This is a genomic window from Bacillus sp. NPDC094064 (genome assembly GCF_050279585.1).
GTDB lineage: Bacteria > Bacillota > Bacilli > Bacillales > Bacillaceae_G > Bacillus_A.
Genome location: NZ_JBNNUI010000002.1, coordinates 64530 through 76640 on the forward strand (window position 1 = coordinate 64530; position 12111 = coordinate 76640).

14 protein-coding genes and 2 pseudogenes are annotated in these 12111 nt (G+C 38.0%); 9 read left to right on the forward strand and 7 right to left on the reverse strand.

Annotation, left to right across the window (positions count from 1 at the left end):
* Nucleotides 1-65: 65 nt before the first annotated feature.
* Genes ACQKNI_RS04865 through ACQKNI_RS04880 form a run of 4 tightly spaced genes read left to right on the forward strand, consistent with a single transcriptional unit; the run spans nucleotide 66 to nucleotide 2831 of the window.
* On the forward strand, nucleotides 66-437 hold the full coding sequence (locus ACQKNI_RS04865; RefSeq protein ID WP_088231423.1) for a hypothetical protein: 372 nt from the start codon (nucleotides 66-68) through the stop codon (nucleotides 435-437).
* A gap of 30 nt (nucleotides 438-467) precedes the next feature.
* Nucleotides 468-1106: a GTP pyrophosphokinase gene (locus tag ACQKNI_RS04870; RefSeq protein WP_001081488.1), complete on the forward strand. Its 639-nt coding sequence runs from the start codon at nucleotides 468-470 to the stop codon at nucleotides 1104-1106.
* Nucleotides 1107-1124: 18 nt separating this feature from the next.
* Complete coding sequence (locus ACQKNI_RS04875; protein ID WP_088231422.1) at nucleotides 1125-1922, forward strand: NAD kinase; 798 nt, start codon at nucleotides 1125-1127, stop codon at nucleotides 1920-1922.
* Between the two features lie 15 nt (nucleotides 1923-1937).
* Nucleotides 1938-2831 (forward strand): RluA family pseudouridine synthase, encoded by an 894-nt coding sequence (locus ACQKNI_RS04880; RefSeq protein WP_088231421.1) that lies wholly within the window; start codon nucleotides 1938-1940, stop codon nucleotides 2829-2831.
* Nucleotides 2832-2878: 47 nt separating this feature from the next.
* Here the strand turns inward: ACQKNI_RS04880 and ACQKNI_RS04885 are convergent, their stop codons facing one another.
* From ACQKNI_RS04885 to ACQKNI_RS04905, 5 genes and pseudogenes are all read right to left on the reverse strand, one after another.
* The gene (locus ACQKNI_RS04885; protein WP_088231420.1) at nucleotides 2879-4267 is read right to left on the reverse strand and encodes a peptidase G2 autoproteolytic cleavage domain-containing protein; all 1389 of its coding nucleotides are present in this window, start codon (nucleotides 4265-4267) and stop codon (nucleotides 2879-2881) included.
* Between the two features lie 158 nt (nucleotides 4268-4425).
* The gene (gene prpE / locus ACQKNI_RS04890; protein ID WP_088231419.1) at nucleotides 4426-5166 is read right to left on the reverse strand and encodes a bis(5'-nucleosyl)-tetraphosphatase PrpE; all 741 of its coding nucleotides are present in this window, start codon (nucleotides 5164-5166) and stop codon (nucleotides 4426-4428) included.
* 75 nt (nucleotides 5167-5241) lie between these two features.
* On the reverse strand, nucleotides 5242-6402 hold the full coding sequence (locus ACQKNI_RS04895; RefSeq protein ID WP_088231418.1) for an FtsW/RodA/SpoVE family cell cycle protein: 1161 nt from the start codon (nucleotides 6400-6402) through the stop codon (nucleotides 5242-5244).
* A 114-nt stretch (nucleotides 6403-6516) separates the two neighbouring features.
* Nucleotides 6517-6684 (reverse strand): annotated as a pseudogene (locus ACQKNI_RS04900) (glycosyltransferase family 2 protein); the annotation flags it as partial.
* A 152-nt stretch (nucleotides 6685-6836) separates the two neighbouring features.
* Complete coding sequence (locus ACQKNI_RS04905; RefSeq protein ID WP_427282236.1) at nucleotides 6837-7799, reverse strand: BclA C-terminal domain-containing protein; 963 nt, start codon at nucleotides 7797-7799, stop codon at nucleotides 6837-6839.
* A gap of 241 nt (nucleotides 7800-8040) precedes the next feature.
* Here ACQKNI_RS04905 and ACQKNI_RS04910 point away from each other — a divergent pair.
* The 3 genes and pseudogenes from ACQKNI_RS04910 to ACQKNI_RS04920 form a co-directional block, all read left to right on the forward strand.
* Nucleotides 8041-8500: pseudogene (locus tag ACQKNI_RS04910) on the forward strand (tetratricopeptide repeat protein); the annotation flags it as partial.
* 186 nt (nucleotides 8501-8686) lie between these two features.
* Nucleotides 8687-9457: an enoyl-ACP reductase FabI gene (gene fabI, locus ACQKNI_RS04915; protein WP_000421885.1), complete on the forward strand. Its 771-nt coding sequence runs from the start codon at nucleotides 8687-8689 to the stop codon at nucleotides 9455-9457.
* Between the two features lie 141 nt (nucleotides 9458-9598).
* Complete coding sequence (locus ACQKNI_RS04920; protein WP_088231505.1) at nucleotides 9599-10120, forward strand: CotO family spore coat protein; 522 nt, start codon at nucleotides 9599-9601, stop codon at nucleotides 10118-10120.
* A 60-nt stretch (nucleotides 10121-10180) separates the two neighbouring features.
* On the opposite strand, the gene ACQKNI_RS04925 is transcribed toward ACQKNI_RS04920, so the two are convergent.
* On the reverse strand, nucleotides 10181-10639 hold the full coding sequence (locus tag ACQKNI_RS04925) for a CotY/CotZ family spore coat protein (protein ID WP_088231417.1): 459 nt from the start codon (nucleotides 10637-10639) through the stop codon (nucleotides 10181-10183).
* A gap of 125 nt (nucleotides 10640-10764) precedes the next feature.
* Here ACQKNI_RS04925 and ACQKNI_RS04930 point away from each other — a divergent pair, with 125 nt between their 5' ends.
* On the forward strand, nucleotides 10765-11124 hold the full coding sequence (locus ACQKNI_RS04930; RefSeq protein ID WP_088231416.1) for a DUF1360 domain-containing protein: 360 nt from the start codon (nucleotides 10765-10767) through the stop codon (nucleotides 11122-11124).
* A 101-nt stretch (nucleotides 11125-11225) separates the two neighbouring features.
* Nucleotides 11226-11411 carry a cytochrome C oxidase subunit III gene (locus ACQKNI_RS04935; protein ID WP_088231504.1) on the forward strand — a complete coding sequence of 62 codons (186 nt, stop codon included), beginning with the start codon at nucleotides 11226-11228 and terminating at the stop codon, nucleotides 11409-11411.
* Nucleotides 11412-11486: 75 nt separating this feature from the next.
* On the opposite strand, the gene exsF is transcribed toward ACQKNI_RS04935, so the two are convergent.
* A complete protein-coding gene (exsF, locus tag ACQKNI_RS04940; protein ID WP_088231415.1) occupies nucleotides 11487-11990 on the reverse strand; it encodes an exosporium protein ExsF in 504 nt (167 codons plus the stop codon).
* Nucleotides 11991-12111 lie beyond the last annotated feature (121 nt).

Consider the following 12111-nt stretch of genomic DNA (forward strand, 5'->3'; position numbering starts at 1 on the left):
CGTCCATGTTATGATACAATAATACTGTTAAGTAAGACAGGAAGTTGAGATGGAGGAGTTAGAGCATGCAAAATAAAATCCAAGTTAAGAGCGTAGAAAAGAGAGAGAATGCTCTTATTTTTTGTGCAGAAAATACTGAAATAGAGGTAAAGGAGTTAAGTACGCGTAATCACGTACTTGTAGACTCAGACAATTTATCATTTTTATATATCTTAGAAAACGAATCATCTTTCATTTATGTAAGTATTCCGCATACATGCTGGGAAGCAATGCATGAAGCGATGAATAAAGATGCAGCAATGTTTATTCACGTGAATGATGTTGAAATGGAATTAGAAGGATTAAAAGAAGAAGTAGAATATTTAGTTGAAAATATTGAAGGTAATGCAAATTACGGAGAAGAATTAGTAACTGCTGTAGAAAAAGTATTTCTATAAGCAAATGGATTGATTTTGGTGGTGGTTGAAATGAATCGAAATTGGGAAGAATTTTTAGCACCTTACCACCAAGCGGTGGCAGAGCTGAAAGTGAAACTAAAAGGAATGCGTACACAGTTTACGATGTTGACGGAGCATTCCCCAATTGAGTTTGTAACTGGACGAGTGAAATCAGTTGCGAGTATTATCGATAAAGCGGAAAAAAGAAATGTACCGTTAGATCGGTTGAGAGAAGATATGCAGGATATTGCTGGTCTTAGAATGATGTGTCAATTCGTGGATGAGATTAAGCCTGTTGTAGAATATCTTCGAAAACGAAATGACTTTGAAATCGTGGAAGAACGTGATTATGTCACGCAAAAAAAAGATAGCGGTTATCGCTCTTATCACGTTGTCATTAGTTACCCTGTTCAAACGATACAGGGGGAACAAAAGGTATTGGTAGAAATCCAAATACGCACGTTAGCAATGAACTTTTGGGCAACAATTGAGCATTCTTTAAATTATAAATATAGTGGGCGTTTTCCTGAAGATATTAAAATACGCTTACAACGTGCAGCGGAAGCAGCGTTTTTATTAGATGAAGAAATGTCTTCTATTCGCCTTGAAATTCAAGAAGCGCAGAAGATTTTTTCAAGAAAGCAAGAAGCGAAAGATTCCGAATCATAAACTAAAGGGTGTTGGGCGATGAAATTTACAATTATGTCAAAGGGAGATCAATCATCAGATACACTAGCAAGTACGATGAAAGAGTATTTGTTAGATTTTGGATTTATAATGGATGAAAAGGAACCCGATATTGTAATTTCTGTTGGGGGAGATGGAACGCTTTTATATGCGTTTCATCGCTATTATGATCGATTAGATGAAACAGCATTTGTTGGCGTACATACAGGGCATTTAGGTTTCTATGCAGATTGGTTACCGACAGAAGTAGAGAAATTAGTAATTGCAATTGCGAAAACACCATTCCAAGTGGTGGAATATCCACTTTTAGAAGTGATTATTCGCTATGTGAATGGTAGTAAAGAGTCACAGTATTTGGCGATGAATGAAGCGACTGTAAAAAGTGCGGAAGGTACATTAGTAACAGAAGTGGAAATACGCGGAGAGTATTTTGAAACGTTCCGTGGTGATGGTCTTTGTATCTCTACTCCTTCAGGAAGTACCGCTTATAATAAAGCGCTTGGCGGGGCAATTATTCACCCTTCTATTGAAGCGATTCAAATTGCAGAAATGGCATCTATTAACAACCGTGTGTTTCGTACTGTAGGCTCGCCACTCGTATTGCCGAAGCATCATACATGTGTGTTGAAACCGGCTGCAGGAATGAACTTACAAATTACGGTGGATCATTTAACGATGGTTCATCAAGATGTGAAATCAATTCAGTATCGCGTTGCAAACGAGAAAGTGCGGTTTGTTCGTTTTCGTCCGTTCCCGTTCTGGAAACGAGTTCGTGACTCGTTTGTTGCAGATAAATAGAAAGGGTTTATATATTTGAACAGATTTACGTTGAAATGGGATATAGGGCCGGCTGAAGAGGGAACTTTAGTTAGGGAGTTTTTAAAAACGAAAGAGATTTCTAAAGCCGCTTTAACGGATATAAAGTTTCGTGGCGGAGCAATTGAAATAAATGGCCAACATACGAGTGTTCGTCATCAGCTAAAAGCTGGTGAAGAGTTGCGTGTCTTTTTTCCAGTGGAAGAAAGAAGTGAAGGGATGATTGCAGAAGACATCCCGTTAAGCATTGTATATGAAGATGATGCAGTTCTTGTCATCGATAAAGAAGCGAATATGTCAACGATTCCGTCTAGAGAACATCCGGTAGGGAGTGTGGCCAATGCGCTTTTATCTCATTACGATAAGCAGCATCTTGCAAGTACGGTGCATATTGTAACAAGGTTAGATCGTGATACTTCAGGGCTTATGCTTATTGCAAAAAATCGTTTTGTGCATCATCTTTTATCGAAACAGCATCAGCAAAAAGCTGTGAGACGAACGTATGAAGCAGTCGTTCATGGAGAGATGTTAGAACGAGAAGGAACGATTGACGCACCGATTGGGCGAAAATCGGATAGCATTATTGAGCGAACCGTTTGTGAGGATGGACAGAGGGCAGTTACTCACTTTAAAGTGATTGATAGCGCCTGTCATAAGACGCATGTATCGCTTGAACTGGAGACAGGAAGAACGCATCAAATTCGTGTACATATGGCGCATATGGGACATCCGTTGCTTGGTGATGACTTATATGGAGGAAGAAGGGATGAGATGAAACGACAAGCACTTCACAGTACATCTTTGACGTTTTATCATCCTATTTTAGAAAAGGAAATGTCGTTTACTACGACAATTCCACTCGATATGAAAGAGCTATTAAGACATGTTTAAAAAGGGAACAAAATTCTTATGTAATGAAGAATTTTGTTCCCTTTTTCTTAGCGGAATAATATTAAAATTTGATTATCACCCGTACGTTTTATAACGAAAAAACCACTTTCGGATTTTGTAGCAATGCCATCATCATTTGGGCGACAATATCCATGAGTTTCGCACGTTCCATCATCACGTACTAACATTTGTCCAATTAAGCCGACGGGAATCCACTCGGCCCGATCCTTTCTTGCTATATATTTGCAAGTTGGATCCAAGTTTGTATTTAAGAGGGGTTGTATGTCTTGAGTTGCCGTCTTTGTATATTGTCGTCTTCCGAAGTTATCCGTTTCATAGCGATTTTTCCAGTTTAAAGCACCACTATTTCCGATGATAGCGGGCGTGGCACTAGACACGCCTAACAGGAATGAATCGTTTGAAGTAGCGATCCGAATTTTTTCTTCGTTACTAAATGTAACGAAATAACCGACATCAATTGGCTTGTTGTCTTCTGTTTCAAACATTTGTGCAAAATCTGTTCCGCTTGCATTGTAAGAAGCGCCCTCAATGTACATTTCTCCATTATGAGCAAGCCATTTTGCACCTATATTATGGTCAGTGTCGTTTGTTCCATTTGCAATGAACCAAGAATAAGATTCTTCTGCCGTGCCGAAGCGCCCCATAATATGGCTACCTGCAAATTGAGCTGTTGATGTATGCATACCTTCCGCATGAGAAGAGAATCCGTTAGCGATAGTTGCGGTTCCTTCTGCATGTGCTGCTTCGCCTAAAGCGATCGTATGTTTACCTTCCGCATGAGAATAAGAGCCGCCTGCTGTCGTTTCACTTCCTTCACTATGCGAACTATGTCCAGTTGCTTCTGTTTTGGATCCTTCTGCATGAGAGAAAGGACCTTTTGCGTGTGTAAGAAGCCCTTCTGCATGTGAAGCTGCCCCTTCTGCATGAGAGTGAAGACCCTCTGCATGTGCATACCGGCTTCCTTTTTTTACTTTTGTATTTTCAGGTGTAGGGGTCTGAATTATGATAGTTTTTTCTGTTTGTACATCATTTGATGGAGCTAATGCTTCTTTTATCTTTTTTACTTGATTTATAATAGTAGCTGGAATTTCTAGTTCCGCTTTTTTATTTATTACTACAGGGATATTTTCCTCTTTATTTTTCTCTGTTTGCTCAGAATGTATTACCTGCTCATCAGGAGTAGAGAGAGGTTTGCTTTTTGGCTGCATCTTCGTTTTTCTATTATCGATTATGCGGCTCATTACAGTATTTTCTAAAGAGACATATTTTGTTCTTGCTTTGCTTTTTTTTGATGACTTTTGTTCTTCCAGTTCTTCTAAAGCTGCAGCTCGAATACCGCACCAGTTGTTAATTCCGTACATAGGCAGATATAAAGGCGGGAATTTTCTTTTTTGTTTAGAAGATTTTTTCTTCATTCTGTCACCTCCTGCGACATTATATGTAGGGTAATGAAAAAAAGATGCACTTTATTGCATCTTTTTTTCATTACTTTATTTAGTTTTTATATGAAATACGCCTAAAAATACGGTAATCCCCTGTAATTGATGAATTGTACTATACAAAGTAAGAGGCTTTATGAGATTGGGCGGAATTTCTCAGCGACAAAAGGCAGGGAAGAAGGGACAGAAACAGTTTCCATTTCAGGATAACGTAGTACAGTTAGCTTACCACCAAATACAGCACCAGTATCGATATTGACTGTATGATTTACAAAGCGAGGTTCTTTTACAGGTGTATGTCCATATATAATCCAGGCGTCCCCTTTATATTCCTTAGCCCAGTCGCGACGGACAGGTGAGCCATCATCGTGTTTTTCACCTGTAATATCCCCGTATAATACAAACGTTTGTACTTTTTTATCTTGTCTTCCTATGTAATCTTGCCGGATCCCGGCGTGACATACGATTACTCTTTTTTCATCTAGTATGTGGTAGAGAGGCGATTGTTCATAAAGAGTGATGAACTTTTCTTTTATAATACTTTGTTTATGAGAAGGTAATGCTTCATATTCGGCAACAGTTGTTTCGAGCCCGTGAGCGATTGTTACATTACGCCCAAGGAAGAAGCGGTATAGTTTATTGCAGTGATTTCCAGGAGCGTAATAAGCCTCTTTTTGATTTATGACGAGTTCCCATACAATTTCAATCATACGTAATGAATGAGGACCGCGGTCTGTAATATCACCAACAAATGCAAGTTGACGTTTGTCAGGGTGAACCGGCAGGCCGCTATTCCAGTTATATCCTAATCTCGTTGTTAAATTTTGAAACTCTTGGAAGCAGCCGTGAATATCACCTATAATGTCATATTTCATATGTAAACCTCCAGCCTATTTTTCATTAGTATAACTAAAAAAGGATAGAGATAAAAATACCGTTTTTTGTGTGGCTTATTTAAACATAAAGATTTTCGTTCTTGAGCGAACATTTAAAATGAATCCAATCGCAATCATGTATGTAAGTAGCGAACTTCCTCCGTAGCTCATAAGAGGTAATGTGATCCCTGTAATAGGGAGTAACCCGATTGTCATTCCGATGTTTTGGAATACTTGAAAAGTAAACATGCCAATTGTACCAGCGCAAATGTAACTACCGAAAGGGTCATTACTTTCTAAAGCGATATGAATCATTCGGAAAATGAGTAAGAAAAAAAGTGAAATAATGACACTTGCGCCTAAAAAACCAAATTGTTCAGCGACATTCGTGAAAATAAAATCTGTATGTGGTTCTGGAAAATATACTTGTCCATTTTCCCAGCCTTTTCCTTGCATTTCTCCTGATCCAGCAGCTAAGAATGCTTGTCTTAATTGATAGCCTTGCGCATCATATTCGTAAGGTGCTAACCAGCCGTAGAATCGGTTTAATTGATATTCTTTTAAGATATGTTCTTTGAAGAATTCCGTATGAGCGAAATAAATATATGTTAGGGCAGAACCTGCAGCACAACTGACAGAGGTTAATCCAAAAATGAAACGCCATCGTATACCAGACACTAGTATCATTGCTGCGAGCATCGCTGAAATGACCATCGTATTTCCTAAATCAGGTTCCTTCGCAATAAGGAGTAGTGGTGGCAAACTCGTTGCAAATATTTTTCCGAGTAATATAAAATCTTCGCGTATTGTTCGGAAAAAATATTTTTCATTATGATCCGCTATAATTCGTCCAATGACGATAATTAAAAACAATTTCATAATTTCAGACGGCTGGAAATTTCCGATGCCTGGAAGTCTGTACCAAGCGGTAGCCCCTTTAATTGTAACAGCACCTGGGACTTGAAGTTCTAGCCCAATTAGCAGTACCATTGCAAAGCTATATAAATACCAGGCAATTTTTTGGTAACGATCGAAATCGATAATCATAATGACACCAATGGCTATAAACCCAATGAAGTACCATTGAATTTGCTTTAGTACAAAATTTACGTTTTGTAAAAATGGTGGTAAAGAGGTTTGTGCGCTTGCAATAGCAAAACAACTAACAGTCCCAATGGCAAATAAAATGAGTAGTAATACGTAGTCTATTTGATATTGAGAATTTGAATCTTTCAATGTATGTATTCCTTTCTACTGCTTTTTATATGAATGGGTTTTGTAGTTTAGAAAAATGTATGAGCTATACGAATCATGTATATAGTTCATACATTTTTTATTTTATCGAATAGCTTAATCATCTAACTCTTTAATAATTATATCCAAACAATGAGAAAGACGTACATGTGCGTCTGGAATGAGATCTGGTAGACTCCGATAATATTGTAAAGAACCTTTGCACCATTGGTAGGCGCTAAGGAGAGCTGTTCTATAGTCTGTAGTATTTTGTAAAAAGTCGTATTTATTCAACAGGGTGTAAATATCAGTTTCAGGATAAGCAACTGCAAAATGTCATACAACAATATGATTATGTAGGTAGTGAAAGTTGCATGATTGAATTCCTAACTGAAAAAGCAGTAAAACTGATATCAGTTTTACTGCTAAGTAAAAAGTTAAACGATTTTTTCAATAATAATGGATGCACTTGTACCAAAAGCTAGAGATAATCCAGTTCCTGTAACGACAGCTTCAACCATTGATGGGGTTATTGTAATTTGTGTAATGGCTTGGATAACGAGAGGCGCTCCAACCGAGATTAAGCTTGTGCCTGCACCTGGTACATTAGAACCGCCTACTTGAATTGCAAGGCTACCTAATGCACTTACTGCTGCCGTATATGCGATAACCGTAATTTTATAGAATCCAGCTTCATGTATGATGAAAGTATCAGCGTCCAATTGAGAAATTGCTGTACCAAACTGAAATCCGAGAAAATTAAATGGTACGGGATCATTCACTCCGAGAGAAAGGCTACTTGTAGCAGAATTAAATGCATATAGTCCTGCTGAAAGACCTAATCCAGACGGTCCAGTGTCACCAGTCGGTCCAGTGTCTCCGGTCGGTCCGGTAGCCCCGGTCGGTCCAATGTCGCCAGTCGGTCCAGTATCTCCAGTCGGTCCAGTATCTCCAGTCGGTCCAGTATCTCCAGTCGGTCCAGTATCTCCAGTCGGTCCAATGTCGCCAGTCGGTCCAGTATCTCCAGTCGGTCCAGTATCTCCAGTCGGTCCAGTATCTCCAGTCGGTCCAATGTCTCCGGTCGGTCCAGTGTCGCCAGTCGGTCCAATGTCTCCGGTCGGCCCAGTGTCTCCAGTCGGTCCAATGTCTCCGGTCGGTCCAGTACCTCCATTGGGCCCAATGTCACCAGTGGGCCCAATGTCACCAGTCGGTCCAATGTCACCAGTCGGTCCAGTGTCTCCGGTCGGTCCAATGTCTCCAGTCGGCCCAGTATCTCCGGTCGGTCCAGTGTCACCAGTCGGCCCAGTATCTCCGGTCGGTCCTACAAGGTTAGGATCAAATGTACTAGCTGATAAAGATTTATCAGGATTTAATCCGTCTGAATAATTATTATTTGACATAGATTCACCTCCAGAAAGCGTTCATTATATAGTAGGTGAAAAACTAGAAGAAAATGACACGGACATTTGAATTATGGAAAAGAAATCTTGAACTATTGAACAAGTTAAAAAATGGAAAGTTTATTGTACGTATAACATATGATTGATTTGGAAGAGGGGGATGGTGTTGAACAAGAAAAGGACTACAATTAGTTTATGTATGATTGTTCGCGCTGAAGAAAATACAATAGGTTGATGTTTGGATGCAGTTTTACTATATGAAACATTTCTTAATCAAGACGAAGGTTGGTATGAAGAGAAAATCTATGCATGTGGTAAGTTAGGGGATTGTTATGCAAAATTGGGGGATTGGGAAAAGGCAATTGAATCTTGTACGAAATCTTTTCGCTATGATATTCCAAGAGGAGAGAATTGTACAAGAATAGGATATATATATGGAACAAGAAAAATATAATGAAGCGATATTTTGGTTTAAACTTGCAACAGAAGTACCAATGGCAAAGGATAGTCCTTTTCATAGTCCAGCAAGCTACACATGGTTACCATATTTACAAATGTGTATTTGTTATAGCAAGTTAGGAAATCAAGAGAAAGCTTATTATTACAATGAATTAGCAGCTTCTTATGTTCCGAATAATGCTGCAATTGAATATAACCGTAAATATTTTCGGAGAGTTTTCGATAAACAATATAAAGAGTAATAGGTTTCGCTTTTTTATAAATACCTTCTTGGGAAGAAGGATTAGAACGGTTTTTTATAGAAACAAAAGTCATTAGCAAATTTTATGTTAATGACTTTTTTGTTTGCCTTTAAGAGGTTTTATGGTACTATAATTATAAGTATCAGGTACTAATAACAAGTATAAGTATTTCTGGGAGGATATATCATGGAACTATTACAAGGGAAAACATTTGTTGTTATGGGCGTTGCGAACCAAAGAAGTATTGCATGGGGAATTGCTCGCTCTTTGCATAATGCAGGCGCAAAATTAATATTCACATATGCAGGAGAACGTTTAGAAAGAAATGTTCGTGAATTAGCAGACACATTAGAAGGACAAGAATCACTTGTATTACCTTGTGATGTAACGAATGATGAGGAGCTTACAGCTTGCTTTGAAACGATTAAGCAAGAAGTTGGGACAATTCACGGTGTTGCACACTGTATTGCTTTTGCAAATCGTGACGATTTAAAAGGTGAATTTGTAGATACTTCTCGCGACGGATTTTTACTTGCACAAAATATTAGTGCATTCTCTTTAACAGCTGTAGCAAGAGAAGCGAAGAAAGTAATGACAGAAGGCGGAAATATTTTAACGTTAACATACCTTGGCGGCGAGCGCGTTGTGAAAAACTATAATGTTATGGGTGTTGCGAAAGCTTCATTAGAAGCGAGCGTAAAATATTTAGCAAACGATTTAGGCCAACATGGTATTCGCGTTAATGCTATTTCTGCAGGACCAATTCGTACGTTATCTGCGAAAGGTGTAGGCGATTTCAACTCAATCTTAAGAGAAATCGAGGAGCGCGCACCACTTCGCCGTACAACAACTCCAGAAGAAGTTGGCGATACAGCAGTATTCTTATTTAGTGATTTAGCACGCGGTGTAACAGGAGAAAATATTCACGTTGATTCAGGATATCATATTTTAGGATAAATATTGATTATAATTTTTAAAGGGTAGTCTCTAAACATTGAGGCTGCCCTTTTTTATTGTTCTTAGAAAGAAAGATTTTTACGAAAGTTCTTGCCGCTTGATGAATATAACTATAATAGTACACGATTTATCCAGCTACGTATGGAAGTGGGAGGGACGAGTGTGAAAAATAAAAATAAAAGCTCAACAGTTGGAAAACCGTTGTTATATATCACGCAAGTAAATTTAGAACTTGCTACGACGAAAATAAAAAGAATTATTCTTACAAACTTTGAAAATGAGAATCGAAAAGAACAAAATAATAGAAATGAAAATATTGTAAGTAGTGCTGTGGAAGAGATACTAGAACAAAAACAACAAGAAGAGCAGCAAGTAGAAGAAAAAATAGAAGAAGAGGAACAAGAACAAGAAGAGCAAGTGAGAACGGTTCCGTACAATAAATCATTTAAGGATATGAATAATGAGGAGAAAATTCATTTTTTATTAAATCGCCCTCATTACATTCCGAAAATAAGATGCAGAATAAAAACAGCGACGCTCTCATATATCGGCTCGATTATATCGTACCGTAATGGTATTGTATCCATTATGCCGCCAAATACTATGCGAGATATTAAGTTATCTATTGAAGATATCAAATCGATTGATATGGCTGGTTTATAAATATGTAAAGGTGGTAGAAATGTTCTACCACCCCAATAGTTTTTTAGTTTACTTCACTTATTAGATAGAAACGTCGCGTAAGCACTGAATCGCACAGAAACAGCTTAAATCAACAGTAAGGCAAGTAGCAGTCGATTTTAATTTCGAATGTGGCACATTTAAAAACGTACAGATTGGATCGTCACCTTCTTTTACAGGTGTCCCATCATGATATACCACAGTTAATACACGTAGTACAGCGCAGCTATCATCATCTACGCTTTCAACGCGGAAAATCGAGGAAGTACAGTGTTTAAGGTCTCCTACTGGTGCAAATGCTTTAAAAGGTTCGCCAGCTTTTGTGTATAAAATAAAAGGACGTGTATTTGCTACTGCAGCACTATTATGTGCTCCTAAAAATGGGATTTCACAACCAGATCCACACGTTGTTGTAGAGCAATCTTGTAATTCATTGATGAATTTTACAACGTCAACTACACAATGAGAAGAGCCATGGTGTTTATTTTCGTTACAACTCATTAATGTCACTCCTTATCTTCTTGTTTGTATTTACATTAATAAGATATTGGAGTCGGGGAGATTTGGTCACAACCTCAAGACCTTTTTTTTTAAATAGGCGAAAGAAGATAAGGGAAGGTGGGAACATGCTGTTTACAAGTTGGCTTTTATTTTTTATTTTCGCACTAGCAGCTTTTAGGTTAACTCGTCTCATTGTTTATGATAAAATCACAGCCTTTTTACGAAGACCGTTTATTGATGAATTAGAGATTACAGAGCCAGATGGAAGTGTAGCAACTTTTACAAAGGTGAAAGGTAAAGGATTAAGAAAGTGGATTGGCGAATTATTAAGCTGCTATTGGTGTACAGGTGTATGGGTTAGTGCTTTTTTATTAGTTTTATATAAGTGGATCCCTATTGTCGCGGAGCCGTTACTTGCATTATTAGCTATTGCGGGTGCAGCAGCGATTATCGAAACGATTACAGGATATTTTATGGGAGAATAATATATTTTTATAATACGAGAAAAAGCGGAGTTTAAACGAATGAGGGAACGGAAATAAGGAGTTGTTCATATAGTAAATAGACAGAATTGATAGTAGAGGAGATGTTTGCTGTGAGCAATAATCCAAGGCAAAATTCATATGATCTGCAGCAATGGTATAATATACAGCAACAGCACCATGCACAACAACAGGCATATCAAGAGCAATTAGAGCAACAAGGATTTGTGAAGAAAAAGGGATGTAATTGTGGGAAAAAGAAGAACATAATAAAACAATATGGAGAATGAAACACTCATGTTACTGTGAGTGTTTTTTATTATAAATATAAAAGCGGTATTTCAATGAAGAAACACCGCTTTTTACTAACCAATTTGTGTAACTGTTAATGCTGCAGCACGGATGTCTACAGTTCCACTTAATTCAACTGGTACAATTTGAATTAAGTTACCAAGGTTTAAGTTAATAAGAATAACACCACTGGATACATCTACTTCGCCAGTACCAATAACGTTAGACCGGACCGCTGTACCTGAGCCAGGAATAATGTTTTGTGGTGTATCTAATGATAAGAAGAAACGGCCAGCTTCTGGTATTGTATTAGAATTATTAAGACTTATGGATAATGTATAACTGATTTGATAAATACCAGTTCGTTGAATTCGAATACCGTCTCCAACACTCACTGTATCATTTATGATGGGAACAGTAATATTTGGGTTTGGACTTACGCTAGGTAATAGTAGTGGTTTGAATAATGAAGCAAACTGAGGTGCAGATGCATTGAACGCAAAACCAAAGGCAGGTAGTGTGCTAGCTGGTTGCGGTTTGCAATCGATTTTAGTTACTCCACGATCAGAAGAGAACATGTTTCTCACTCCTTTATCTGTGTCTACTTTTAGTTAATGAAAGGGACATGTTCTATGCCCTAGACAAGTTCCTAACTTTAAGAAAAATACATAATAATACCTTTTAAGCATGGATTGGGTG